This is a genomic window from Shewanella sp. 10N.286.48.B5 (genome assembly GCF_002874355.2).
Classification (GTDB): Bacteria; Pseudomonadota; Gammaproteobacteria; order Enterobacterales; family Shewanellaceae; genus Shewanella.
On the sequence record NZ_MCVG02000004.1, the window covers coordinates 211605 to 237379 of the forward strand.

The 25775-nt window shown below is 43.3% G+C and carries 23 protein-coding genes; 16 read left to right on the top strand and 7 right to left on the bottom strand.

What is annotated here, in order from left to right:
* The first annotated feature begins 37 nt into the window (after window positions 1-37).
* From BCU57_RS19865 to BCU57_RS19880, 4 genes are read left to right on the top strand one after another with little or no spacing between them, the layout of a single operon-like run.
* The gene (locus BCU57_RS19865) at window positions 38-2551 is read left to right on the top strand and encodes a DMSO/selenate family reductase complex A subunit (protein ID WP_102439423.1); all 2514 of its coding nucleotides are present in this window, start codon (window positions 38-40) and stop codon (window positions 2549-2551) included.
* 11 nt (window positions 2552-2562) lie between these two features.
* Window positions 2563-3231 carry a DMSO/selenate family reductase complex B subunit gene (locus BCU57_RS19870; protein ID WP_102439447.1) on the top strand — a complete coding sequence of 223 codons (669 nt, stop codon included), beginning with the start codon at window positions 2563-2565 and terminating at the stop codon, window positions 3229-3231.
* Between the two features lie 46 nt (window positions 3232-3277).
* Complete coding sequence (locus tag BCU57_RS19875) at window positions 3278-3940, top strand: molecular chaperone (protein ID WP_102439422.1); 663 nt, start codon at window positions 3278-3280, stop codon at window positions 3938-3940.
* Between the two features lie 12 nt (window positions 3941-3952).
* Window positions 3953-4405, top strand: coding sequence for a hypothetical protein (locus tag BCU57_RS19880; RefSeq protein WP_102439421.1), 453 nt, complete (start codon window positions 3953-3955; stop codon window positions 4403-4405).
* Between the two features lie 126 nt (window positions 4406-4531).
* Here the strand turns inward: BCU57_RS19880 and BCU57_RS19885 are convergent, their stop codons facing one another.
* Window positions 4532-5473 carry a helix-turn-helix transcriptional regulator gene (locus tag BCU57_RS19885; RefSeq protein WP_102439420.1) on the bottom strand — a complete coding sequence of 314 codons (942 nt, stop codon included), beginning with the start codon at window positions 5471-5473 and terminating at the stop codon, window positions 4532-4534.
* A 185-nt stretch (window positions 5474-5658) separates the two neighbouring features.
* On the opposite strand from BCU57_RS19885, the gene BCU57_RS19890 reads away from it, so the two are divergent.
* The 9 genes from BCU57_RS19890 (at window position 5659) to envZ (ending at window position 16743) form a co-directional block, all read left to right on the top strand.
* Window positions 5659-6609, top strand: a complete 951-nt coding sequence (locus tag BCU57_RS19890; protein ID WP_102439419.1) for a DmsE family decaheme c-type cytochrome — start codon at window positions 5659-5661, stop codon at window positions 6607-6609.
* Between the two features lie 14 nt (window positions 6610-6623).
* Window positions 6624-8618 (top strand): MtrB/PioB family decaheme-associated outer membrane protein, encoded by a 1995-nt coding sequence (locus tag BCU57_RS19895; protein ID WP_102439418.1) that lies wholly within the window; start codon window positions 6624-6626, stop codon window positions 8616-8618.
* A gap of 33 nt (window positions 8619-8651) precedes the next feature.
* A complete protein-coding gene (locus tag BCU57_RS19900) occupies window positions 8652-11195 on the top strand; it encodes a DMSO/selenate family reductase complex A subunit (protein ID WP_102439417.1) in 2544 nt (847 codons plus the stop codon).
* Window positions 11196-11209: 14 nt separating this feature from the next.
* Window positions 11210-11830, top strand: coding sequence for a DMSO/selenate family reductase complex B subunit (locus BCU57_RS19905; RefSeq protein WP_102439416.1), 621 nt, complete (start codon window positions 11210-11212; stop codon window positions 11828-11830).
* A 200-nt stretch (window positions 11831-12030) separates the two neighbouring features.
* Window positions 12031-12651 (top strand): 4Fe-4S dicluster domain-containing protein, encoded by a 621-nt coding sequence (locus BCU57_RS19910; RefSeq protein ID WP_102439415.1) that lies wholly within the window; start codon window positions 12031-12033, stop codon window positions 12649-12651.
* A 270-nt stretch (window positions 12652-12921) separates the two neighbouring features.
* Window positions 12922-13398, top strand: a complete 477-nt coding sequence (gene greB / locus BCU57_RS19915; RefSeq protein ID WP_102439414.1) for a transcription elongation factor GreB — start codon at window positions 12922-12924, stop codon at window positions 13396-13398.
* 301 nt (window positions 13399-13699) lie between these two features.
* Complete coding sequence (locus BCU57_RS19920) at window positions 13700-14476, top strand: hypothetical protein (protein ID WP_102439413.1); 777 nt, start codon at window positions 13700-13702, stop codon at window positions 14474-14476.
* A gap of 195 nt (window positions 14477-14671) precedes the next feature.
* Window positions 14672-15397: a two-component system response regulator OmpR gene (gene ompR / locus BCU57_RS19925; protein WP_102439412.1), complete on the top strand. Its 726-nt coding sequence runs from the start codon at window positions 14672-14674 to the stop codon at window positions 15395-15397.
* A 23-nt stretch (window positions 15398-15420) separates the two neighbouring features.
* A complete protein-coding gene (envZ, locus tag BCU57_RS19930) occupies window positions 15421-16743 on the top strand; it encodes a two-component system sensor histidine kinase EnvZ (RefSeq protein ID WP_102439411.1) in 1323 nt (440 codons plus the stop codon).
* A 64-nt stretch (window positions 16744-16807) separates the two neighbouring features.
* Here envZ and hmpA read toward each other — a convergent pair whose 3' ends face one another.
* From hmpA to BCU57_RS19945, 3 genes are all read right to left on the bottom strand, one after another.
* Entirely contained in the window at window positions 16808-17998 is a 1191-nt protein-coding gene (hmpA, locus tag BCU57_RS19935) for an NO-inducible flavohemoprotein (protein ID WP_102439410.1), read from the bottom strand.
* Between the two features lie 236 nt (window positions 17999-18234).
* Window positions 18235-18708, bottom strand: coding sequence for a peroxiredoxin (locus tag BCU57_RS19940; RefSeq protein WP_102439409.1), 474 nt, complete (start codon window positions 18706-18708; stop codon window positions 18235-18237).
* 104 nt (window positions 18709-18812) lie between these two features.
* Window positions 18813-19352, bottom strand: coding sequence for a DUF2937 family protein (locus tag BCU57_RS19945; RefSeq protein ID WP_102439408.1), 540 nt, complete (start codon window positions 19350-19352; stop codon window positions 18813-18815).
* 501 nt (window positions 19353-19853) lie between these two features.
* Here BCU57_RS19945 and BCU57_RS19950 point away from each other — a divergent pair.
* Together BCU57_RS19950 and BCU57_RS19955 are read left to right on the top strand one after the other, a co-directional pair.
* Complete coding sequence (locus BCU57_RS19950) at window positions 19854-20378, top strand: lactoylglutathione lyase family protein (protein WP_076538443.1); 525 nt, start codon at window positions 19854-19856, stop codon at window positions 20376-20378.
* Window positions 20379-20810: 432 nt separating this feature from the next.
* On the top strand, window positions 20811-22682 hold the full coding sequence (locus BCU57_RS19955; protein WP_102439407.1) for a methyl-accepting chemotaxis protein: 1872 nt from the start codon (window positions 20811-20813) through the stop codon (window positions 22680-22682).
* Between the two features lie 85 nt (window positions 22683-22767).
* On the opposite strand, the gene BCU57_RS19960 is transcribed toward BCU57_RS19955, so the two are convergent.
* Entirely contained in the window at window positions 22768-23673 is a 906-nt protein-coding gene (locus BCU57_RS19960; RefSeq protein ID WP_102439406.1) for a LysR family transcriptional regulator, read from the bottom strand.
* 246 nt (window positions 23674-23919) lie between these two features.
* On the opposite strand from BCU57_RS19960, the gene BCU57_RS19965 reads away from it, so the two are divergent.
* The gene (locus BCU57_RS19965) at window positions 23920-24459 is read left to right on the top strand and encodes an NADPH-dependent FMN reductase (RefSeq protein WP_102439405.1); all 540 of its coding nucleotides are present in this window, start codon (window positions 23920-23922) and stop codon (window positions 24457-24459) included.
* 7 nt (window positions 24460-24466) lie between these two features.
* On the opposite strand, the gene BCU57_RS19970 is transcribed toward BCU57_RS19965, so the two are convergent.
* Together BCU57_RS19970 and BCU57_RS19975 are read right to left on the bottom strand one after the other, a co-directional pair.
* A complete protein-coding gene (locus BCU57_RS19970; protein WP_102439404.1) occupies window positions 24467-25000 on the bottom strand; it encodes a GNAT family N-acetyltransferase in 534 nt (177 codons plus the stop codon).
* Between the two features lie 73 nt (window positions 25001-25073).
* Complete coding sequence (locus tag BCU57_RS19975) at window positions 25074-25730, bottom strand: Bax inhibitor-1 family protein (RefSeq protein ID WP_372002147.1); 657 nt, start codon at window positions 25728-25730, stop codon at window positions 25074-25076.
* Window positions 25731-25775: the final 45 nt, after the last annotated feature.

Sequence of the window (25775 nt, forward strand, 5' to 3'; positions counted from 1 at the left end):
CAACGCGCTGAAAAAATTTTAGTAAGAGGATTTAATAATGGAACGCAGAAGTTTCTTGAAAATGAGTGCGGCTTTAGGTTGCGCTGCAACAGTAACCGGCTGTAACACCAGCTCAAAAGATGCCGAGCCACTACCACCAGAAGTACCTGTTGATGAGACCTTAACTTGGTCAGCATGCTTAGTAAACTGTGGTTCAAACTGCCCAGTAAAAGTATTTAGTCAAGACGGCATCATTACTCGCGTTGAAGCGGATCATGAAGTAGAAGATGAATACGGCCTACATCAAATCCGCGCCTGTGCCCGTGGTCGTTCATTACGTCAACGTACCTATGCAACTGACCGCTTAAAAACCCCAATGAAGCGTATTGGCGAGCGTGGTGAAGGCAAATTTATTCCTATTACTTGGGAAGAAGCAGCATCAACTATTGCTACCCAGCTAAACAAAACCATTGCTGAGCATGGTAACAAGTCTATCTTTAGAAGTTACGGTTCAGGTGCTTATTACGGTTTTGCATCAAACGCCTGCTTTAACCGTCTATTCAACTTAGTTGGCGGCTGCTTAAGCTACTACGGTAACTACTCTTGGGCGCAGCAAATTGAAGCGGCTAAGCATACCTTTGGTACTAGCAGTACTGCTGGTTCTTCAACAGTAACCTTAGATCAAAGTGACTTCTTATTAGGTTTTGCTTATAACCCAAGTGAAATCCGTCAATCAGGTTCAGGTGAAGGTTATGATTATCTTAATGCACTGCAACGTAACAACGGCCTAAAAGTAACCTTAATTGACCCGCGTTATACCGACTCAATGTTAGGTAAAGAAAGCACTTGGTTGCCGATCCGTCCAGGAACAGATGCTGCGCTTGCTGAAGCAATGGCATACATCATGATCAGCTCAGGTTGGGTTGAGCGCAATAGTATCGACTTCATTAATAACCATACTGTTGGTTATGATGCAGCGTCGATTCTTGCTCAAAAGCTAGCGTTTGAAACCAGCGGCGATGCCACTAAAATTGAATATGCCCAGCATATGAACTCTGAAGATAACTACTATGATTACATCATGGCGCAGGGTATCTACAGCGATCGCGCCCCGCGCACTCCAGAATGGGCCCAATCTATTACTGGTATTCCAGCAGCTAAAATAAAACAGCTTGCTGACGATTTAATGGCAGCCCAAAAACCCTACATAGTTGCAGGCGCTGGCGTTAACCGTCAGGCAAATGGTGAGCAATCAGTCCGCGCCATTTATATGCTTAGCGTATTAGCTGGTAAGTTAGGTGTTGAGGGCTCATCAAACGGTGAGCTACCAAACATGACAAGCGCATACCGTGCAGGGATCCCAACTGGCGCTAACCCAGTTAAAGAACAGATTTCATTCTTCTGCTGGTCTGAAGCGATTCACAATGGTGAAACCATGACGGCTCGTACTCATGGTGTTACCGGTACTGACGGTTTAGATACCCCACTTGGAAACAACATCAAAGTGATCATCTCTGCATCTGACAGTTCACTACTGAACCAACACGCAGACATTAATGGTACGGCTGAAATCTTAAAAGATGAAAGCGGCGTTGAATTAATTGTCTCTTGTGACTGTTGGATGACGCCTGGTGCTAAATTTGCCGACATCATCATTCCTGATACCTCTTGGTTAGAATCAAATGACTTAGTTAATGACTCATATGCATCTGGTTCGCTTGACTATATTACTGCAATGAAAGCAGCTGTAGACCCAATTTGGGACTGTAAGTCAATGTACCAAGTATCAGCAATGATTGCTGATGCTATGGGTGTTGGCGCCGAATTTACCGAAGGCAAAACTGAAGATGATTGGTTAGAAGAGCTTTATCAGCAAACGAAAGCAAATGCCGGTAACGCAGATATCAAACCAGCCTTCCCAGCAACGTACAAAGAAGCACAGGACATCGGTTTATTCCGTAACAACACTCATAATCGTCACGTGGCACTAGAAAGCTTCGTCAATGGCGGCGAAGCACTATCAACGCCATCAGGCAAAATTGAAATCTATTCAGCTGAACTTGCTTGGCGCGCAGCGAACTGGGAACAAGACAAGTACAAAGGCGACATCATCACACCACTACCACAGTACACAGTGACTTGGGACGGTTACGAAGATGAAGACACTAAAGAAGATTACCCACTGCAATTAGCGGGTTATCACACTAAAGGTCGTACTCACTCAAGCTATCACAACGTACCTTGGTTACGTGAAGCGGTAGAAGATGCGGTATGGATTAATGCCATTGATGCCCAAGAATACGGTGTGGCTTCTGGTGACAAAATCGAAATGTATAACGAACGCGGCTCAATTGAAGTGGTAGTACGTATCACTCCACGTGTTGCTCCTGGCATTGTGGCTTTAGGTCAAGGCGCTTGGTTCTCTCCCGATCCAAATGGTCGTACAGGTTCAACTGGTAAAGTGATTGATATTGGCGGCGCGATTAACTCGCTGACTAAATATGCACCAAGCCCAGTTGCAAAAGGCAACCCACAGCACACAAACCGTGTTCAAATTCGTAAAGCTATTTAATGGAGGCTACCATGACCGAATCAACTCAATACAGTTTCTACCTTGATACGACTAAATGTACAGGTTGTAAAGCCTGCCATATTTCTTGTAAAGACCGTCAAAGTGGCATTATTCGCGAAGGCGATAAGCCAACAGAAGGCGGTGTACCTGCATTAAATGGCGTTAATTGGCGTCGTGTTTATGAATACGGCGGTGGCAGCTGGAATGTAGACCCAAGCACAGGCTCTTTTGAGCAAAATGTGTTTAGCTACTATGTGTCAATTGGCTGTAACCATTGTAGTGAGCCTGTTTGTGTTAAGGCGTGTCCTACGGGTGCGATGCATAAACGTCGTGAAGACGGCTTAGTCCATGTGGCAACTGACTTATGCATTGGCTGCAGTAGCTGCGCCAAAGCTTGTCCATATGATGCACCGCAATTAGACCAAGAACGTAAAGTGATGACCAAGTGTGATGGCTGTTACGACCGACTAGCAGAAGGCCGTAAGCCTATGTGTGTTGACTCTTGTCCAATGCGCGCAATGGACTTTGATACCGTTGAAAACATTAAAGCTAAATATGGTAATGGTGATGCCCATATCGCACCCCTACCACCAGAAGGTATTACTTCACCTAATTTAATAATAAAAGCGAATAGAAATGGCGGCCAACAAGGTGACATTCTCAATTTTGCAGAAGTATAACTAAATAATGGCGCCCTTCGGGGCGCCTTTTAACAGGAATGAAATAATGACAGACGCGACTACTCATGATGCTTACTTAGAGCTACAAGCTATTGCACGTTTACTGCATAACGTTTTATTGGACTATCCAACCGAGGATTCAATCCAGTATTTTGTCAGCAATCAATTAAACCTGACTTGGCCTGCACTACAAGACTCTGAGGCCAATAAGCAAGGTAAGTCATTATTAGGCCAATTCTTCTCACAATGGCACCCTGAACAAATCAACGACATTAAGCTTGATTACGGCCAGCTCTATTTTGGTCCCGGTGAGCCTAATGCTATGCCTTGGGGCTCAACTTACCTAGGCGAGCAACAAATCCTCAATGACGACTCGACCATTAGCCTAATGAACTTTTACAAGCAATTAGGCATTAGCTTCGAGTTGAAATTTAACCAACCCGTAGACCATATCGCTTTGTTCTATGCGGTTATCGATCAATTACTGCAGCAATTAATTGATGAGCCAGACAATAAGCCAGCTAAAGAAGCGCTTATGGTGTTATTGCAACAACACATGTTGCCATGGTCAGGTCGCTGTCACGAACTCGCTATAAAACATGCTGAAACCGATTTCTATAAAGGTATCGCCCTACTAGCAAGCGATTTTGAAAACGTATTAGCTAAGACATTAAATATCATCCCAATGCCAATGCGTTTATTTCGCTAGTAGGAAAAGCTTATGAGTGTCATTCGATCCGTCGCCCAGCAGTGGAACAAAGCAGACTTTGCCCAGCAATTACAATTGTACTTTGCCCAAGATAAGGCCATTGGTGAGTTATTTGTCGGCGCAACGCCTTGCTCGACAGTGTGCAGCCTCATCGCCGCGATGATCGAATTACCGCCCAAGCCTAAAAATGAACATTACAGCATGGATATGGAGCAGGTTTTTGATACCTTGTTTCAGTGCTTTTTATTGATGTTTATTAAGGAGCTGGAACATAAACTGCTGACACAACCTGAGCAGTTAATTATGTCGTTGGCAGTGCATTATGCACAAACCATTAGAGATGATGCGCAATACGCCAACTCAAACCTACAAGACAACAGCCAACGAGTGTTAACCGCCATGGCGCGTTTAGAATCTGAGCGCAAGCAACAGCGTAAACAGCAATATAATATGGGTAAATGTTAACTGCGATAGTAGTTGAAACGATAGTAGTTGAAGTGATACTAGTTGAAGTGATTAGGACTGTAGCAAATGCGGCTCCACTGGTGAATAACTAACGGATTCACCAGTCACTCATCGGCAGCTAAGGTATTATTTAGTAAGCAAGAATTCACTTGGGGAAATGCCCATAGTTTGATTAAAGATTTTAGTTAATCTGCCCTGATCGGTAAAACCACAATCACACGCGGTCAGCTTAATATTGCCATTATTCATTTCTAATAATCTGCGCGCTTTTTTATATTTAACATTATTAATTAATGTCTTAAGTGATATTCCCATTTCTTCAACCACTTTTGTTAATGAACGTGGTGAAATACCTAATATAAATGCCAAAGAAGAAATATTAAGCTTATTAATTGGGATCATATTACTTGCCGCTATAAGCAAATCATAATCAGTAATTCTTTTACTTAGAAACATCGGATTATAAACTTTACTATCACACAACTTAGAAACAGAAAACACAAACTTACCCACATTTGTATCATTCGTGCCGAATTTTGTATCAACAGGAAAATCTAAATACTTTAAATACTCTTCACTCTTTAAACTGAACTCTGCTGTTATCGTTCCTGTGGCAGAAATATTTGGCTGACTCATCATTTTAATTAAAAAACTATAAAGCAATAAGTCATTAAATTTCCCATGTAAAGCAGACTTAGAGACTAAACTAACTGTCTCATTCGTTTCCACTAAACTCCAATTGTGATTAATTCTCATCCCATGAATATTTTCATAAAAATCAACCAGCTGAGAAGCCATATCGGCATCATTTCTCGGGGGTGCCATTCGATAAAATGCTTGCAGCCAAGTGTCTGTGCATACTTTCATTAGTTCGCTAAAAAACTCTGCGTTATTTGTTTGTTGCTCAATACATTCCAACATTTTAATGGGAGCACTGCTACTGATTAAATCATCATCAGACAAACTTCTTATTACATCAAACTCTTCTGGCAATATAACATTATTATCTTGGCAATAATTTAAGATTGCTTTAGCTGTTAAAGCTGGTCTTACTAAAAATTTAATCATAGACACCTCCTGTGAATACTATAAAACAACCATTATTTTTTGCTTTTACATTTAAATTGTTTGTGACCGAGTTCAAACAATGTTTTTTTTAGAAAACGATAAAAGGCGAAATATACACAGGTAAAAAGTAAAATATATTTAGTTACTGGTATGTGTAGATTGGTTAAAATTATTAAGGTGCCACGATGAAACATAGTAAATGTTATTCCAGATTATTGACCTTGTTGTTATTTGGTGGCAGCGTTTTAACAGCTAATGCCACCCCATGGGATGACCTCAGTTCAACACAATTAGAACAACAGTTAGTTGAGAAGTTCGCTGAAGGCAACTACTCCCCTAAAGGCGCCGACAACTGCCTAACCTGTCACCGTAAAAATGAAACCGTCATGGACATATTTGACGGCGTACACGGTCAAGGTAATAACAGTCAATCACCGATGGCAGGGTTACAGTGCGAAGCCTGTCATGGCCCACAAGGCCAGCATAATCGCGGCGGTAAAGAGCCGATGATTGCTTTTGGTAAAGACAGCAAATTGTCTGCCCCAACCCAAAATACCGTTTGCCAAGGTTGCCATAACGACCCTGAGCAAATGGCGTGGCATACCAGCACCCATAATCTTGAAGAAATTGCCTGTAGCGATTGTCACACCATTCACGCAGCCACAGATCCTGCATTAGATAAACTGTCGGTTAATGACACTTGTACTTCATGTCACACCCAAGAAAAATCCGACATGAACAAGCGCTCATCACACCCAATGAAATGGGACCAAATGACCTGTATTGATTGTCATGCTCCCCACGGTTCAATGAGTGAAAACGCCTTAGTTAAACCAACCGTTAATGACACCTGTTATAGCTGTCACGCTGAAAAACGTGGCCCCTTCCTATGGGAACACGCGCCAGTCACCGAAAGCTGTGTCTCATGTCATAACCCCCACGGCAGCGTCAACGACAATATGCTTGATAACCGCGCACCGCAGTTATGTCAGCAATGTCATGCCGCAGATGGTCACGCCTCTCGCGTTGTAACAGAGCCGGGAATGGATGCCTTTGGTGGTGGAAAAAGTTGCCTTAACTGTCATAGCCAAATTCATGGTTCTAATCACCCAGCTGGCAGTCTGCTGCAACGCTAATGGAGAGCAAGATTATGTCATTTAAATTGAATCTTATTACCCTGTCACTGCTGGCGGTATCGACCTCTGGCATGGCAGCGAACTTCGGGGTTGGCAACGCCAATACCGCCGCGGTTAATACCCATAAATATGAATGTAAACGCTGCACTAACCTAGTCGGTTATAGCGGTGAAGTCAGTGTTGCTGCCGGGTATAACGACATCGGCGATATTCACGCTGGTAATGCCTTAGGCACTGCCAAAGATGGCGGCATTGCTGCCGTCAGTGGTGATGTGCGCTTTAACAGTGAGTCAGGTTATCAAGCCCGTATCCAAGCCCATCAGCTAGGCATGGATAATGGCTTTGCTCACGTGTCTGGCGGTAAAGCGGGCTTGTATGAATTTAGCCTCGATTATGATGCGATTAAAACCTATAAAGCCGGTGATGTAGAAAGTAGTCTATGGCACAACGATGGCATGTTAACCCCATCTGATGCCATCAACAGCTTCGACTTAGCTCAGCGCCGCGAAAAAGTGGCCCTCGGCATGGAGTACGGTCAAGACTTCTATGGCGCCTTTGTGAAATACAGCCAAGAAGATAAAACCGGCCATAAATCAGCCAGCCTGGTATCACCAAGCCCGATTAACTTCGGCTTACCCACCGATTCTCGCACTAAGCAGTTAGATGCTGGGGTGAACTTATCTGGTGAAAACTGGCTCACTGAGTTGAGCTACTTTGGCAGTTATTATGAAAATAATATCGACCACTTAAGCCTGCCTTACGCCAATGATGTGTACTCAGCAGCCCCAGATAACCAAGCCCATCAGGTGGCGTTATCAGGTCAGTACCAGCTCAATCGCACCGTCATGAATGGCCGCATCGTCACTGGACGAATGATTCAGGATGACAATCTCATTCAAATGACCGGCAACCCGTTGCAAAACTGGGATGGTCAAATTGACACCCTTGATGGTCGTTTTGCGCTGACCTCGATGCTCACTAACCGTTTACGTTTAGGCGGCAGCGTTGATTACAGTAAGCGTGATAATAAAAGCTCAACCGCTGAATTTGCCCAATACAACTTCAATAGCTTAACCGGGGCCTTTAGACAAAATACCCCGCAAGATATTGAACGTAACACCTATAAAGTCAATGCCAGTTACCGCATCGCCAGTGGCTACCGCTTACAAGCAGGTTACGACCGCAAAGAAGTGGAGCGTACCTTCAGTGACCGCGAGCAAACAAATGACGACAACCTATGGCTAAAATTCAATGTCCGCGCCTTAGACAAGGTTAATTTTAACCTTAAAGCCGAGCACGCTAATCGCAGTGGCTCTGACTATGAAGCCAATGAGCTGACCTCATCTGAAAATAACGCCCTACTGCGCAAGTACTACTTAGCTGACCGCACCCGCAACGCCGTTGAATTAAAGGTGAACTACAGCCCTATCAACTGGATGAGTCTGGATATCAGCAGCCGTTATGCCCAAGACGAGTATGACGATACCCAAATCGGCCTGACTGAATCAGAAGATTACGGTTATGACGCTAACCTTAACATCGCCTTTAATCAGCATGTTGATGGTTACGTGTTTGCTGGACAGCAATGGATTAACTCCAATCAAGCAGGCAGCCAAAGCTTTGGCGCAGCTGATTGGATGGCTGATATTGAAGATGAATTTATCAACTTAGGCGCAGGCGCAAGCTATAGCGGTTTAATGCAAGACAAGCTCACCTTAGGGGTGGATTACTTATTTAGTAACTCTGTCAGTAACACTGATGTCACCGCCGAAACCATGAATCCGTATGGGGATTATTACTCATACAACCACAGTGCCAGTATGTACGCCGATTACGCCTTGAGCGAGCAAATGGCACTGAAATTAACTTACCGCTATGAACGCTATTTCGATACCGATGCAGCCAACGTAGGGGTCAATGATATTCCGGGGATGATTACTCTGGGCGATATCAACCATAACTACAACGCGCACCAAGTGATGTTGTCGTTTACCTACCAATTGCGCTAAGACGCATCGTTAATGCTACGAGAGGATATATCAATGGAACGTAGAAGTTTTTTAAAAGCGAGTGCAGCACTTGGCTGTGCAGCAACGGTAACCGGTTGTAAAACCAGTTCAGATGATGCCAATGTCACCCCAACTCCGCCACCTGTGGCTGATGAGCAAATGAATTGGTCTGCCTGCTTGGTTAACTGTGGCTCAAACTGCCCAATTAAAGTATTTAGCCGTGATGGAGTCATTACCCGCATTGAAGCTGATCACGAAACCACTGACGAATACGGGGTTAACCACCAAATCCGTGCCTGCGCCCGTGGCCGCTCTTTAAAGCAACGCACCTATGCGCCGGATCGTTTAAAAACCCCAATGAAGCGTATTGGCAAACGTGGCGAAGGTAAGTTTGTACCTATCTCATGGGACGATGCTTACGCAGAAATTGCAGCGAAACTACAAGAAACAGCAAGTACACATGGCAACGAGTCAATCTACTTTAACTATGGAACTGGCGCCTACTACGGTTTTGCAAACAATGCTGCCACTTGGGGTCGATTACTTAACCTAAATGGTGGATTCTTAAACCATCATTGGGATTATTCATGGTCGCAAGTTTACATGGCGGCAATGGCCACTTATGGCGACAAATGGGACTCGATTGGTGGTTCAAGTTTGGCTGAAATCGAAAACAGTGATTTATTCATTGGTTTTGGTTTTAATCCAAACGAAATTCGTCAATCAGGTTCTGGTGAAGGCTATGACTTCATTAAAGCGCTTGAAAATAACAAACATAGTATCGAAGTGTATATGGTTGAGCCGCGCTATACCGACTCAATGCGTGGTAATGAACACAAGTGGTTAGCTGTTCGTCCGGGTACTGATGCAGCGCTTGCTGAAGCCGTTATTCACCACATGATTGATACTGGCTGGGTTAACGATAACTCTGCAGCTTTCTTAGAAAGCCATTGTGTTGGTTATAGCAAAGCGTCACTTGAGCGACTAAAAGCCGAACTAGAAGTTGAACAAGACCAAAACAAGCGTGAGCACGCACAATATATTAACCCTGAAGACAACTACCATGACTACATCATGGGTATGGGTAAATACCTTGGACAAGGCGCTCGCACCCCTGAGTGGGCTGAAAAGATTTGTGGTGTTACCGCTGACAACATTCGTGAACTTGCAACCAAGTTAATGAATGCTAAAGCTCCATACATCTCTGCCGGCGCAGGTGTCAGCCGTCATGCTAACGGTGACCAAAATACTCGCGCAGTTTATATGCTTTCTATTATGACGGGTAAACTCGGCCAAGCGGGTGTTAGCACCGGTGCCATGCCATCAAGCAACCAGTTCCCACTTGGTGGTGGTTTGCCAGCTGGTAACAACCCAGTTGATATTACCATTCCTTGTTTCTCTTGGTCTGATGCCATTGTCCGTGGTGAAGAATTTACTGGCACCACTGACGGCGTTCGTTACGCTAGCAACGCCTTAAATGAAATCGAAGACAACAACAGTGCCAAGTTAAACAGCAACATCAAAGTGATCATTAATACTTCAAGTAACATCTTGATCAACCAACACTCTGATAGTAACGGCACCGCTGAAATCCTCGCTGATGAGAGTAAATGTGAGCTGATTGTTGTTTGTGATTGCTGGATGACGCCTTCAGCTCGATACGCCGATATTATTCTGCCTGATACCACTTGGCTTGAGTCAGAAGATCTTGCCGATGACAGCTATGCATCAGGTCAAATGGCTTATGCAACCATGATGAGTTCATCGCTTAACCCGCTAGGTGATGCAAAATCAATGTATGACATCTGTGCTGGTATTGCAGACAAAATGGGTAAAGGCGGCGAATATACTGAAGGTAAAACAGGCCGTGATTGGTGTGAAGAGATTTACGCTGGTACCCGCGCTGCAAATACTGATGTTGATATGCCAGCTACCTATGGCGAAGCGCAAGAAGTGGGCTTATTCAGAAAGTATATGGCTAACACTGTTGTTGCCTTAAAAGACTATGTAGCTAATCCTGCTGCAGCACCAAGACCTACCATCAGTGGCAAAATTGAAATCTACTCAGTGTCTTTAGCTAAAAAAGCCGCTACTTGGACCTTACTTGATGGCGATGAAATTACTCCGCTACCAAAATATGTAGTGACATGGGATGGCTTCGAAGATGAAGAAGCAGCGAAAGATTACCCATTACAGCTATGTGGTTTCCATACTAAAGGCCGTACTCACTCAAGCTACCACAACGTACCTTGGTTACGTGAAGCGGTTGAAGATGCAGTATGGATGAACCCAAAAGATGCCAATGCCAGAGGTATTACCCAAGGGGCAAAAGCACAAGTATGGAATGATCGCGGCACAATTGAATTGCCTGTTCGTGTCACACCACGTGTGGCACCAGGTGTGGCAATGGTTGGTCAAGGCGCTTGGTATACCCCAGATCCTGCAGGCCGTATTGGTAACTCAGGTCACATCATCGATATTGGGGGCTGCATTAATACGTTAACTAAGTATCACCCAACTCCGGTGACTAAAGGTAACCCACAACATACCAACCGTGTACAAATTGCAACAGCTTAATGGAGTAAATAACAATGACCACTAATATCCAATATGGTTTTTATCTCGACACTGCTAAGTGTACTGGTTGCAAAGCGTGCCAAGTATCTTGTAAAGATAGAAAAGACTTACCAGTCGGTATCAACTGGCGCCGTGTATATGAATATGGCGGCGGACAATGGGTTGAAAACCAAAACGGTAGCCTAGAGCAAAACGTATTCACTTATTACACCTCAATTGGCTGTAATCACTGCTCTGAGCCTGTTTGTGTAAAAGCTTGTCCAACAGGGGCAATGCACAAACGTCGTGAAGATGGCTTAGTGCACGTGGCAACTGATTTATGTATTGGCTGTAATAGCTGCGCTAGAGCATGTCCATATGATGCGCCACAACTAGACCAAGAACGTAAAGTAATGACCAAGTGTGATGGTTGTTATGAGCGTCTAGCTGAAGGTAAAAATCCAATGTGTATTGACTCTTGCCCGTTACGTGCAATGGACTTTGACACCATGGACAACCTCCGCGCTAAATATGGTAATGGTGATGGCCACATTGCACCTTTACCACCAGAAAGCATTACATCGCCGAACTTGATTATTAAAGCGAATGTGAATGGCGGTCGTGATGGTGAAATCGTCAACTTCTCTGAAGTTTAAGACGTCATAAAGCCAATTAGCTAGCCAAGTATATTGATACTTGGCTAGCTTTTTTAGCATAAATAATCGTATTTAATGTGACCTAAGTAGGGTCATAGAATAAAACCCAAAAAATCACCACATTTCCATGTAGCATAGCTAATACAGCATCACGTTAATTACTCTTTATCCGCGCTATAACTGGTATTATCAACAAGCCTATGACTGCAGAAATTACCCAATATGGATTCTATTTTGATACACGTAAATGTGTTGGCTGTAGAAAATGTCATCGCGTGTGTAATAAAAAATTTGATGTGGAAAAATCCGTCAGCACTCGACGGGTCTATAAATATGGCGATGAACGCATTCCTACGGCATTATCAAAACAACCCAATATCTCGACCTATTATTTATCAGTATCCTGCAACCATTGTAGCGAACCAGTATGCGTATTGGCCTGCCCAACAGGGGCGATGCATAAACGTGCCAAAGATGGCTTAGTTCATGTTGCTCAAGAGACATGTGTTGGATGCGGTTCTTGCGCCCGTGCTTGCCCTTATGAAGCGCCCCAACTCGACCCAACACGTAAAGTGATGGTGAAGTGCGACGGTTGCTTCGAGCTAATCGAGCAACAGAGCCTACCTTTGTGCGTCGATGCCTGTCCAAAAGGCGCATTAGACTTCGGCTTGATCCATGAGTTAAGAAGCAAATACGGCACTGAAGTAAATATCTCTTCATTGCCTTCAGCACACATTACCTCCCCCAATATGCTTTTAGGTGGACAGCCAATAACCTCCTCGACTAATAAACCCAAGGGCAACATGGGTAAGCGATATTAGTTTTCTTTATTGGCCATATGACTAACGTTATAAATGACCTTAAGTAACTCATCTGAGTTGATAATGCTAACGTTAAAATGTGCGCTAAAAATCATCACCAATTAAGTCCATTCTATTCGCACGGCTTTATGTGATTGGCGATAGCATCAAATCACAGTATATTGAGTTTATGATGTCGGCCATGTTCTCAATACGCCGCTATCGACGCGCTGTTATTAACGCGCTGTTATTAAAGCGATAATCACTGAATTCGTTATTAAGGCTAACTACGTGAAAACCAACCTCATCACCCCTGAAGGGATGACCAAACTCAAAACTGAGCTGAACTATTTATGGCGTGAATATCGCCCTGAGATCACCAAAAAAGTGACTTGGGCGGCGAGCCTTGGTGACCGCTCCGAAAACGCTGACTACAAAGAGAATAAACGTTTATTACGACAAATTGATGGCCGAGTGCGGTTTTTACGTAAGCGTATCGAAAACTTAAAAGTGGTTGAATATGCCCCTGAGCAAGAAGGTAAAGTGTTCTTTGGCGCTTGGGTCGAGATTGAGAATGATGCTGGCGACACCTTGGCATTTCGTATTGTCGGCCCCGATGAAATTTACGGCGATGCCAAGGGCTATATCTCCATTGATTCACCCATGGCACGAGCATTATTGAAAAAAGAAGTCGATGATGATGCCGTTGTTCCCACCCCCAATGGCCCCCAAGATTGGTATATCAATAAAATATCCTACACCGTTTAGCTAATAGAAAACCTCAAAGCCTCAAACAAAAGTAGAATTTTGCACTGCAAAGCATGCAGTTTAAGGCTGTTTTAGCGACTAAAATTTGCCCTATAGATATATTTAACTAGACTTAAAGTTGTATTTATTTAGCTGGCCTTAACGATATATAGTGCTTTAGCGCTTAGTTTTTAATCTTGGTTCAAGCGCTGATAATAGTACTGTCTATAGCCAAATCGCTGAGCTTTCAAGCAAAAGTCCATTCTCCCCCTAATACCTGCATGGAAGCGAGCTTTGAATAAGATGAATAAAAGGATTTTTTATGTACAGTAAAATCTTTTGGGCTGTTGGACTGCTTGTTGTTAGCTTTAAGCTAATGGCGCTGAGCTATGTACCGCAAAATATTGTCGGTAACTGGCTCAATCAGCAAACAGATTACATTGAGCTATTACAAATCAATGAAGACGGCTCCTACCTGCAACTGGGGCTTGACCTACTCCAGCCTGAAAATAGCTTTGCCGAATGGGGCAGTTATACCTTATCTGAAAGCAGCAACTTTGCTGACTTACCGCTGATCATTAGTTTTAACCCCACCTTCAGTAATAATCCTGCAGAAGGCTTGATAACATTACTCACTGACCGTAGTAAAAGCCATGTCTATATCAATGCCAGTGCCAGTGCCGAGCGCTTACAGCTCAATATGGACTCCCAAAGCGACAGCTCAATTGATGTCATTATTGAATATCATCAGCTGCAGGCTCAAAGTATTGAAGGTTATTGGTACAATCAGGAGTTCGATGATTTATTTGCGGTATTGATGCTCAATAATGGCTTGTATGTGCAATTACAAATCAACTTGGATCATGATGATGAAAATACCGGCATGGAGTGGGGTCAATATCAACACCAAATGGACTCAGGCGAAGTCTACTTTCAAGCTGAATACGATGATAACCAACAAATCGGCTTTAACCGCTTAAATGATATCGCCGCTGCCGCGTTTAATATTAAGCTGCACGATAACCAGCTTATTTTTTTATTGGACAGTAATGATGATGGCGTGATTGACTCCTGTTCAACCTTATTGCGTAAAAACTGATTTAGTTACAATTTCCCTTAATCAATTTAATGCCATTAAAATCACTTTTTTTCATAGACTTAATCCTTGTTATTGATCATATTACCCCTCACAATTAGCAAACAATTCATCCAGCGCTTGTTTGCACTCTTATAAAGTCGCTATATTTAGCTTAATAACTGTATTTAGTGCCGAAATTTAGCCAAAGGATATGTCATGGGCCAAGAAACATCTAAAATTCTCGTTGTCGATGATGACATGCGACTCAGATCATTATTGGAACGTTATCTGCTGGAGCAAGGTTACCAAGTTCGCAGTGCAGCAAATGCCGAGCAAATGGACCGCTTATTAGAGCGAGAAAACTTCCACCTGTTAGTGTTAGATTTAATGCTTCCCGGTGAAGATGGATTATCGATTTGTCGCCGCTTACGCCAACAAGAAAATCCCATTCCTATTATTATGCTGACCGCCAAAGGCGACGAAGTTGACCGTATTATTGGTCTAGAGCTTGGCGCTGATGATTACTTACCTAAGCCGTTTAATCCGCGGGAATTGCTCGCACGTATTAAAGCCGTTATGCGCCGTCAAACGGCTGAAGCACCAGGTGCGCCAGCGCAACAAGAAGAAGTCATTAGCTTTGGTGAGTTTTCCCTTAACCTCGCCACTCGTGAGATGTTTCATGAAGATAAAAGCATTGCCTTAACCAGTGGCGAGTTTGCGGTATTAAAAGTGTTGGTTTCACACCCTAGGGAGCCACTATCGCGGGACAAACTAATGAACCTTGCCCGTGGCCGTGACTACTCTGCACTTGAGCGCTCAATTGACGTACAAGTATCCCGTCTGCGCCGCTTAATTGAAGTCGATGCTGCTAATCCCCGCTATATCCAAACGGTTTGGGGTTTAGGTTATGTGTTCGTGCCTGACGGCACCGCTCGAGGTTAAGCCTTATTAGCCAAGCTCAAGCCATAAAACTGAAATGGTGGCAGCGTTTCCTGCCACGTAATTCATTCAGTCAAACCGTACTATTAATTGGTAGCTTGCTACTGATTAATCAGCTGGTGTCTTACTTATCGGTGACGGTTTATTTCATTAAACCCAGTTACGAACAAATCAATCAACTGATCGCACGGCAAATCAACTTATTATTTATTGATGGCGTAGAGATCAGCCGTGAACACCTCACCATTGTCGATGCCCTAAACGCCAAAGTGCGTGACGATGAGATGAAAGTCTATAACCAACAAGGCGCCATTGAAGCTGGGGTAGACAGTGCGACCTACTATGGATTTTTATCTGCACAAATGTCTGAGTATTTAGGCGGAGAAGCAGAAGTGCGCTTTTCCCAAGGGACTCAGTTAGAAGTGTGGATCCGTCCACCTCAAGCCACCTCGGTGTGGATTAAAGTACCGCTGACTGGCCTAAACGAAAATGATTTATCGCCACTGACCTTATATTTATTGGTTATTGGCGCCTTAAGTGTCGCTGGAGGCTGGTTATTTGCTCGGCGTCTTAATAAACCACTTAAACGCCTACAGCGAGCGGCCTTTACAGTATCAAAAGGGGAATTTCCTGCGCCATTGCCCTTAAGCGGCTCTTCTGAAATCGTTGAAGTGACTCACGCCTTTAATCAAATGTCTCACAGCATGAAGCAGTTGGAGCAAGATCGCGCGCTATTGATGGCGGGGATTTCCCACGATTTACGCACACCACTGACTCGTATTCGCCTAGCATCTGAAATGATGGTGGAAGAAGATCAATATCTAAAAGATGGCATCATCACCGATATTGAAGACATGGACGACATCATTAATCAGTTTATTGCCTATGTGCGCCATGACCAAGAAAGCGCCCGGGAACCCAATGATATCAACCGCCTTATTCGCGAAATCGCCCAACAAGAAATGCATCGACAAGGTGATATCGAGCTGCAATTGCAAGAAGGCCCTATGGTGTCCTTTCAAAGTGTGGCCATTAAACGGGTATTAAGTAATCTTGTTGAAAACGGCTTTCGCTACGGTGGCGGCTGGATAAAAATTAGCTCAATCCATAAAGCCAAATACGTCAGCTTTATTGTTGAAGATAATGGCCCTGGTATTAATGAAACTAAAATTGATGAACTATTCCAGCCATTTACCCAAGGCGATAGCGCTAGAGGCTCTGTGGGTTCAGGGTTAGGGTTAGCGATAGTTAAACGTATTATCGATAGGCATCACGGTAAAATCCTCCTTAAAAACCGCCCAGAAGGCGGGCTGCATGCCCAAGTGTGGCTACCTATTAGCCGTCATTAATACCCAAAAATAAGCATAAAAAAAAGCGACTCATAGAGTCGCTTTTTTAGTTAAGCCTCAGCCATTATAAATCAGCATGAGGGCCAAATACTTCATAATGCAGTTGTGATTCTGGCACATTAAGCGCTAATAATTGCTGCTTAACGGCTTTCATAAAACCAATAGGACCACAGAAGTAATATTGCCCATTGGGTAACATATGCTCAGCGATTTTTTCGAGTTCTACAGTACCTTCAAAATCAAAATCTTCTGCTGGTAAATCCTGTGCTGCTGGCTCACGATACCAAACATAGCTTTGCAGCTGCTCATTAGCGATTGTCTTTGCCTTAATTACCTCTTTAAAGCCATGTACTGCGCCATTATCACAAGCATGTATCCAAGTGATGTTATTTGCGTATTTTTGAGCAATAAGCTGGTTTAACATGCTCATCATCGGCGTTTGACCCACACCTGCTGAAATCAGTATCACAGGGCTTTCTTCTGCTATCAGCGAAAAATCGCCCGCTGGCGCAACCACCTCAATGACATCACCTTGCTGATAATGATCATGGAGCAGATTAGATACTTTACCGCCCTGTTCACGCTTAACACTAATGCGGTACGTACTGCCATTAGGTGCATCTGATAATGAATACTGACGAATTTCAGTATACTCAAGCTGTTCATGCTCAAGCGACACACTTAAGTATTGCCCTGGAGTGAATTCGACGACTGGCTGACCGTCTTCTGGTGCTAACAGGAATGAAGTGATAACCGAGGATTCGGGCGTTTTCGCTTGAACCACAAAGCGGCGTGTGCCTTCCCAGCCGCCAGTTTTAGCCGCTGTTTGTTGATAAAGCTGTGCTTCGCGGTTGATAAAGATATCCGCTAAAAAGCCATATGCATTACCCCAAGCGGTCAGCACTTCTTCAGTCACGGCATCACCGCCGAGTTCTTTAAGTGTCGCTAAAAGGTGTCCACCAACAATGGCGTACTGCTCTGGCTTGATTAAGAAACCTGTGTGTTTATGAGCAATACGCTCAACAGCTGAGCCTAGCACGGCAAGATTATCGATATTTTTTGCGTATGCGGCCACCGCACTGAATAAGGCAAGCGGTTGTCCGCCAGAATGCTGATGGGTCAAGTTAAATACATCTTTTAACTCGGGATTATGTTCAAACATACGTTGATAAAAATGCGTCGTCAGCGCAGGACCAGCTGACTCTAATAAGGGAATGGTGCTTTTAACAACGTCAATCGTATGTTGATCTAACATAAACAACCTCTAATATGTATTTATAATGCATGTTTTGATAGATATTAAACATGCATTTGATTTAGATCAATGTTTTTCGACTCTTTTATCCTTGAGTGATTAGAAAAATAGCAATTCAGTATAAGCCAAATAAAAAAACCAGCGACATCAGCGCTGGCTTCATTAATTGACGACTCATAGCTACAACTCAGGCATACAAATCAGCCAAGCTGATAGAAGCATTCTTACATGCAGTTTTACAGAGCGCTCAATATCGCTTCTGCAGTACTGACTTCAAAAGACTTTGGCGCTTCCACATTTAAGCTGGTTACCACACCATTATCGACAATCATCGCATAACGCTGGGAGCGAATACCGCCAAAGCCTGCGGTATCCATATCTAAACCTAATGCTTTGGTAAAACTTGCATCGCCATCTGCTAGCATCATGAGTTCACTGGCATTTTGCGCATCCCCCCAGGCTTTCATTACAAAGGCATCATTGACAGATACACAAGCAATGGCATCAACCCCTTTAGCTTTAAGTTGATCAGCAAGCACCACAAAACCCGGTAAATGCGCTTCTGAGCAAGTGGGTGTAAAAGCACCCGGTACAGCGAATAACACCACCTTTTTACCAGAAAATAACGTACTAACATCATGACTTACCATGCCTGTTGCGGTTAATTCGCCTAAGGTGCCTGCCGGTAACGTGTGTCCTTGTTCAATCATGGTAAATCCTTATTTATTGAATAATGTGCTCAACAGCATAGCGCTAAAGCGGCGTTACAAACACTGAGTAACTGTATGGGCTTTAGCTGTTGTTCGCCTTGAGCTTATTGTGAGCTCACTTTAACCGATATCGGTTTTAGTGCTCGATATGCATGTCGACAGCCTTTGCCACAACCCAGCAAACAAAGTTCACATATCAGTGATAATAAAAAACCGAGCACTAAACCTATGGTTATCGCCCGTGTATCGAGCATGATGGTATGGCTAAAGTTGTGCCATACCTCTTGGCGTATATCTTTCATTGGCTCAAATGCCACCTGTTCAAAACCACTAAAAGCCGTTTGATTGAACTGCATAAGTGCCCCATTTAGCAACTGATAACGTTGATAAATGGCTTGAATACTGTCGCCACCAGCACTAAACACTTGGTCAGGGTTATGCTGATAATGGGCTATGAGCTGTTGAATATCACCAGCAAAAAATCGATCTGCATCTTGCTCAAACTCGGCTAAACTCAATTTTGCTTCTTGGGTATGAGCTTGCAATCGCTGACCATACTGATCAACAAAAGCAGGCACTTGCACCCCAAGTAATACCCCAGAAACAAATAATATTAAGCGTAAATAATCGAATACAGATTTCATAATGGGGCATGACCTTTAAATGAGTATGACGGCTAAAACACTACAGTAAGCCGTTCGCGCTTCTATGTCGCAAACAGTAAGCTAAAAACTATATCTACCAGATTAGCCACAAATAGAAAGCGCTTTATCATTAAAAGCAGTTAACAGCCGCAAGCTTACCCATGAAGGCACCTGCTCATGATCTTTATTTAACCCATAGGGTTAATACGTCACTCAAAGCAAACCAACATTACATAATTTTATTGTTTCTATAATTATTGATAATTTTTCATTAAAACCTTGTCTGTATACAATGCGCGCATCAAATTTACACCAGTTAATGAGAAATGCACTATGAGCAACCACGATGACAGCAGCAATGCTAAAAGTAACGACTTAAACCTAGGCCGCAGAAACATACTAAAAACAATGGGCGCGGGTGTTGCAGCAGCGATTGCAGCCAGCACTGCCGCCTCTGTTATGGCAGCCACTGGCACTGAGCCAACCAAGGTTGCTGGCGCAATGGGTAATGATAAATTCAATACCAATAATCCATACCCACGTACTTTTTCTCATATCGGGGTGTCAGTACCTAATCTAGAGGAAGCGGTTAAGTTTTATAGTGAAGTCCTCGGCTGGTACGTGATCATGGAGCCTACCGAAGTAAAAGAAGATGACAGTGCAATCGGGGTTATGTGTACCGACGTATTTGGCGCAGGCTGGGAACGCTTCAGAATCGCTCACATGTCTACGGGCGATCGCATTGGCCTTGAACTGTTTGAATTTAAAAATCAGCAAAACCCTGAAGATAATTTTGAATATTGGAAAACTGGTATTTTCCACTTTTCAGTTCAAGATCCAAACGTTGAAGAATTAGCGGAAAAAATTGTTGCTGCTGGCGGTAAAAAACGTATGAAAGCACCACGTTATTACTTCCCGGGTGAAAAGCCATACCGCATGATTTATATGGAAGATCCATTCGGAAATATCATCGAAATTTATAGCCACAGCTATGAACTACAATATTCTAGCGGTGCTTATAGCTAAATCGAGCTAAAAGCCAAAGCTCGGTAAAGGCTAAATCTAGGTAAAAGACATGGTTTTTACTGTATACTCAATATCGCCTCCTTTTTTGATTTTTAGCTCACCGCTAAAGCTTAGCTTAACAACAAGCCTGACTGTGACGATGAAAATCGATTACAGAAAACAGCATTTTGGTAGCTTTACTTTAAGTAAGCTTACTCGTGCTTTAAGCAATGCTCTATGGCTTTACCCATGGTTGACATTATGCAGTACAAATGAGCACCCCTAGTGACAGCAATGTTAACCATTAGATTGTGTCGATGTTTTTATAGTCAAGCAATTGCGTAACCTTGTAGCAATATCACACCTTTAGCAGCCCCATTGGCTAATTAACACCTTAATTTAGTTTAATAATACTAATGCCTGCCCACTTTTACTTTAATAACAACGACCCCTATGAAATCTTATTCATTAAAGCACAAAATACTTATACCTGTACTAATCGCATTATCGATGGTGATAACGCTGCTATCTTGGCTTAGTTACTCCAATCAAAAAACCATGCTTATGCAGACTAATCTTGAGCAAGTTCAGCGCTTAAGTGCTCAGCAAGCCCAAAGGATCAGTGAGTGGTTAGACAGCAGAAAAGATATCGTCAATGCGATGGGCGACAAAGCCAACAGCAACACACTTGATGCTTTGCTTCAGGCGAAGCAATCTGGTCGTTTTGAATCAACCTACTTCGGTAAAGCTTCAGGCGAAATGATAGATTCAGATCAAAGTATTGATTTCAGCGATTACGACCCACGTCAACGCCCTTGGTATCAGCAAGCTAACTCAGAACAACAATTAATAATAACCACGCCTTACCTTGATGCTTTTTATAATACTTTGGTTGTAACCCTTGCCACACCAACGATCAATGGTGTGGTAGCTGGGGATCTATCCATTAATGACTTGGTTAATGATGTCAAGCAAATGAAACTACCTTCGAACGGTTTTGCCATCATGATCCACCGAGACGGTACGGTTATCGCCTATAAAGACTCAAGTAAAACCATGGGCCATATCCGCGCCATTGATAACGACCTTGATTACAGCCTTTTGCAGCAAAATCGTCGCGCAAATGAACTCATGTCGATTCACTTCGCTCCTGAAGACAAAGATAAACTTATCTGGCTAGAAGCAATCCCTAATACTGACTGGGAACTTATCCTCGTACTTGACCAAGCAACCTTGGAAGCGCCACTTAAATCATTACTCCTGACCCAGCTCGGTATTGCTGCCATTATTTTACTGGTAAGCATGGTGTCTATTTCTTTGATGATGAGTCGCTTACTTGCGCCTTTATCAAAAGTGTCACAAGCATTAGCCCACATAGCTCAAGGCAATGGCGACTTAACCCAGCGTATTGAAATTGAGAGTAAAGATGAAGTAGGAACACTGGCTGAAAATTTCAACTTATTTGTACATAGTCAGCATCAGCTGATTACTCAAATCCGTCAGGTAGCTCATGAACTTGACCAAAAAGCGGATCAAAGCTTGGGCAATTCACATGAAGCAGCAAAAGAGCTACAAGTGCAGCAACAAGAAGTCACTATGGTTGCCACTGCCGTAACCCAAATGGCCAGTGCCACCAACGAAATTGCTTCAAATGCGGAAAATACTGCAGCTGCAGCGCAGCAATCAAGCACAAGTAGTTTACAAGGGCAAAGTTTGGTTGATAACACTCGCCAGTCAATCAATTTGCTGGCAGATGAAGTCACTCAAGCCACTGATGTGATTGGCGATTTAAGCCGCCATGCTCATTCAATTTCAAGTATTTTGTCGACGATTCAAGGCATTGCTGAACAAACAAACTTACTGGCATTAAATGCCGCCATTGAAGCTGCCCGTGCAGGCGAACAAGGCCGAGGCTTTGCAGTGGTGGCTGATGAGGTCAGAGTACTATCTCGACGAACCCAAGATTCAACCCAAGAGATACATCAAACTATTGAAACCTTGCAAAAAACCACTTCAAGAGCAGTAAGCTTGATGCAAACCAGTCAATCCTTAGCCGCTAACAGTGTTACCGATGTTAATGAGGCCACCAACGCGATTGGTGAGATCACCCAAGCAGTAGCGTTAATTTCAGACATGGCCAGTCAGATTGCCACTGCTGCTGAAGAGCAAACCCAAGTCACCAATGAAATCACCCAAAATACGGTAGCGATTAAAGACGTCACCGATGAAATTAGCCTTGCTGCTGCAGAAAGCTTACAGCAAGCGCAAGATTTGAAGCTGCAAGCAAAGTCGTTAAATAATTTGGTGGCAACATTCATCCTGTAACAAGCCATTTGAGGATTAACACCAATACCTATAATGCTTGGTTATAGGTATTGGTCGGCGCCAATATTGGAGGCATTGATAAGTGTTACTGACTAGGCATATGCTCCACCAGCAAGTCGATAAAGCGGCGAACTTTTGGGGATAAATGCTTACGGCTTGGATAAACCGCATATATGTCGATTTGAGGTTGAATGTAATCTTCAAACAGTATGCTGAGCTGCTGTTTTTCAAGCGCTACAGTTAAGTAAAATGAGGGTAAGCGGCAAATACCGTGATGATCGAGCACCATCGCCAGTTCCATATTTGCATTATTACAACCAATCACTTGCGCCACAGTTACCGTTTCTGAGCGACCATCAGCATGTTCAAACAGCCAGCGACCTGGCTGCTTTAAATTGCTATAGCAAATACATTGGTGCTCAGTTAACTCGCTGGGTACTTGCGGGGTTCCGTGTGTGGCAAGGTATTGCGGCGTTGCCACAACATGCGCATGAAATTGACCAATACGTTTACAGATTAAACTCGAATCAGTTAATTGTCCGGTGGCTCGAATCGCTAAATCATAGCCCTCTTGCACTAAGTCCACATGGCGATCGCTAAAATCAATGTCTAGCTTTACCTCGGGATACATGCGCATATACAAAGACAAAATGGGTTGTAAATATTGCAAGCCAAAGGTCACTGGGCAGCTAATCTTTAGAGTGCCGTTGGGGGTCATTAAGCTGCTATCGATCATATTGATTGCCGCTTGGGCATCGGCGACCATTTGCTGACATTGCTGATAAAACAGCTTGCCCTCTGCGGTTAAACTCAGCGAACGCGTGCTGCGATGCAATAATCGAGTATGAAGCCGCTGCTCTAATTTTGTGACAGTTTTACTGACATAAGAAGTGGAATGGCCGGTTTTTTCTGCCGCTAACGAAAAGCTCCCAAGCTCGATCACTTGGGTAAAAATCACCACACCATCAAATAGCTTTGTATCTTGATCCATCACGCTCGGCCATTGTTACTGCATTTGAGCCACTATAACGGCGTTATTCATTCCAATAAAGATTAAAATAGCTTAAAAAACCACTATTGCGAGTTATATGGAAACAATAAATATCCAACAACTAACTTAATCAATCCGCAAAAAAGCCGTACAGTAGCTGCATAAGTTAATAGCAAACACACTTTAGTCATCCACCGCTTTGGTTTTAGGTGTTTACAATATCAGCGATTTAAATAAGGCAATAACATGAAAATATTAGCATTTGCAGCAAGCAGTAGTCGTCATTCAATCAACAAAACCTTGGCACATTATGCCGCTAACTTAGCCGCTAACTTAGTCGATGGCGCGGAAGTAGAATTGTTAGATATTAACGATTATGAAATAGCATTATTTAGCGAAGATAGAGAAAAAGAGTTAGGCAAGCCTGCATTGGCACAAGCCTTTTTTGATAAAATCACCCAGGCAGATGCTTTAGTCATTTCTTTTGCAGAGCATAATGGCTCTTACACTGCAGCCTACAAAAACCTGTTTGACTGGACATCACGTATTGATCAAAAACTGTTTCAAAATAAACCAACGCTATTATTAGCCACCTCACCAGGCCCTGGCGGTGCTAACACGGTATTAACCGCCGCAACCACATCAGCGCCCTACTTTGCCGCTGATGTAAAAGGCACTTTGTCGGTACCCAGCTTTTATCAAAATTTTGATGTAGAAACAGGTACATTAACGAACCCAGAACTTGCCGAAAAACTCACTCAAGCCGTCAGCCAGCTCGCGAGTTAACTCTAATTCAAGATACTCGATAGCGCTGTATTATTGCCGCAGCGTTATCTTGCTGATTTTTCTCATTGCTTTGAGTATCTAATTCAATTTCAGAATCAAGCACCCCACCATTGGCGATGATCATTTTTGCCGAGGCAAGATTGTGCTTATAACAATGAATATGCAGCTCATTGATGCCTTTACCCTTTGCCAATGCGATAGTTTGCGCCAGCAATTCAACCCCTAAGCCTTTACCTCGAAAACGCGGTCGAATACCGAGTCCAATATGGCCGCCACAATAACGAATATTATCATTGAGAGTTAAGCGTAAATTGGCGACACCTAAGAGCTCATCACCCTCCACTAACCAATAAGTTTCACTGGCCACATAACCTGCAGGTAAATTCTGCCCGCGGGCAAAGTCACTGATTTTTTCGAGCATTGCGCCAAAATCACTGTGGTCAAAATCAAGCGGAAACGGGTAGCGCTCTTCATCCTCTAGCTCGGTAATATAATCAATATAGCTTTGCTGGTAGTAGCCACTTGGCTTTACGAGTTGCAACAGGCTTCTCCTTGGATGATCTGACTGACACCAACAGCGCCTTATGGCTCTGTTGGTGTCGCCTTACTCGATTTTACTTACGACCCAGAATACGCAAAATTCTAAGGAACAAGTTAATGATATCCATATACAGGGCTGCAGCACTATCAATAGCATTATCTACTGTTTTCGGAATTTGATTGGCACGGCCCCAGTCATAGCCTATGTAGCCACAAAAAATCAGCACCACAATCCAATCTAATATGCCGTGATGAATACCAAACACGTATATTTCAATCAGCTCAACGACAATCACTAACAATAAAGCAATGGTTAGCGCACCAGCGATTTTGCTAAAAAACGCCGGAAATAACGTTCCTAGACACATCATGCCGATAGTCACTAGCCCTGTAATCCGAATGGCTTCTGATACTAATGCGGCATCATATTGGCTCACCACTAAATTAATAATGAAGCCAAATGGCACCACCACAAAGTTGTAGCCAGCAAAACTAACAATGGGTTTATCAGATGAGGAAAATAGATAAACACCCAAAAAGCATGACGCAAAATACCCGATAAAAAACACCCACGAATTAATATCTGCAATTGCTTGCGGTGAAATATTTGTCACCATCCACCAATTAACGCCAAAGCCCCAGCAGAGTGTTAAGCCAATAACAAGATTATAAAAAGTGGGACTGATCAGGGTGTCGTCTGTATTGCGACGGTCAAAAACATTACTTTCCACAACAATATCCTTTCGTTGTTAATAGACGTTATTGAGCCATTAATG

What these genes read in the sequence shown, in the direction of transcription:
- BCU57_RS19865 (WP_102439423.1), top strand. Translation starts at nt 38, where the DNA reads ATGGAACGCAGAAGTTTCTTGAAAATGAGTGCGGCTTTAGGTTGCGCT.
- BCU57_RS19870 (WP_102439447.1), top strand. Translation starts at nt 2,563, where the DNA reads ATGACCGAATCAACTCAATACAGTTTCTACCTTGATACGACTAAATGT.
- BCU57_RS19875 (WP_102439422.1), top strand. Translation starts at nt 3,278, where the DNA reads ATGACAGACGCGACTACTCATGATGCTTACTTAGAGCTACAAGCTATT.
- BCU57_RS19880 (WP_102439421.1), top strand. Translation starts at nt 3,953, where the DNA reads ATGAGTGTCATTCGATCCGTCGCCCAGCAGTGGAACAAAGCAGACTTT.
- BCU57_RS19885 (WP_102439420.1), bottom strand. Translation starts at nt 5,473, where the DNA reads ATGATTAAATTTTTAGTAAGACCAGCTTTAACAGCTAAAGCAATCTTA.
- BCU57_RS19890 (WP_102439419.1), top strand. Translation starts at nt 5,659, where the DNA reads ATGAAACATAGTAAATGTTATTCCAGATTATTGACCTTGTTGTTATTT.
- BCU57_RS19895 (WP_102439418.1), top strand. Translation starts at nt 6,624, where the DNA reads ATGTCATTTAAATTGAATCTTATTACCCTGTCACTGCTGGCGGTATCG.
- BCU57_RS19900 (WP_102439417.1), top strand. Translation starts at nt 8,652, where the DNA reads ATGGAACGTAGAAGTTTTTTAAAAGCGAGTGCAGCACTTGGCTGTGCA.
- BCU57_RS19905 (WP_102439416.1), top strand. Translation starts at nt 11,210, where the DNA reads ATGACCACTAATATCCAATATGGTTTTTATCTCGACACTGCTAAGTGT.
- BCU57_RS19910 (WP_102439415.1), top strand. Translation starts at nt 12,031, where the DNA reads ATGACTGCAGAAATTACCCAATATGGATTCTATTTTGATACACGTAAA.
- BCU57_RS19920 (WP_102439413.1), top strand. Translation starts at nt 13,700, where the DNA reads ATGTACAGTAAAATCTTTTGGGCTGTTGGACTGCTTGTTGTTAGCTTT.
- ompR (WP_102439412.1), top strand. Translation starts at nt 14,672, where the DNA reads ATGGGCCAAGAAACATCTAAAATTCTCGTTGTCGATGATGACATGCGA.
- hmpA (WP_102439410.1), bottom strand. Translation starts at nt 17,998, where the DNA reads ATGTTAGATCAACATACGATTGACGTTGTTAAAAGCACCATTCCCTTA.
- BCU57_RS19940 (WP_102439409.1), bottom strand. Translation starts at nt 18,708, where the DNA reads ATGATTGAACAAGGACACACGTTACCGGCAGGCACCTTAGGCGAATTA.
- BCU57_RS19945 (WP_102439408.1), bottom strand. Translation starts at nt 19,352, where the DNA reads ATGAAATCTGTATTCGATTATTTACGCTTAATATTATTTGTTTCTGGG.
- BCU57_RS19950 (WP_076538443.1), top strand. Translation starts at nt 19,854, where the DNA reads ATGGGTAATGATAAATTCAATACCAATAATCCATACCCACGTACTTTT.
- BCU57_RS19955 (WP_102439407.1), top strand. Translation starts at nt 20,811, where the DNA reads ATGAAATCTTATTCATTAAAGCACAAAATACTTATACCTGTACTAATC.
- BCU57_RS19960 (WP_102439406.1), bottom strand. Translation starts at nt 23,673, where the DNA reads ATGGATCAAGATACAAAGCTATTTGATGGTGTGGTGATTTTTACCCAA.
- BCU57_RS19965 (WP_102439405.1), top strand. Translation starts at nt 23,920, where the DNA reads ATGAAAATATTAGCATTTGCAGCAAGCAGTAGTCGTCATTCAATCAAC.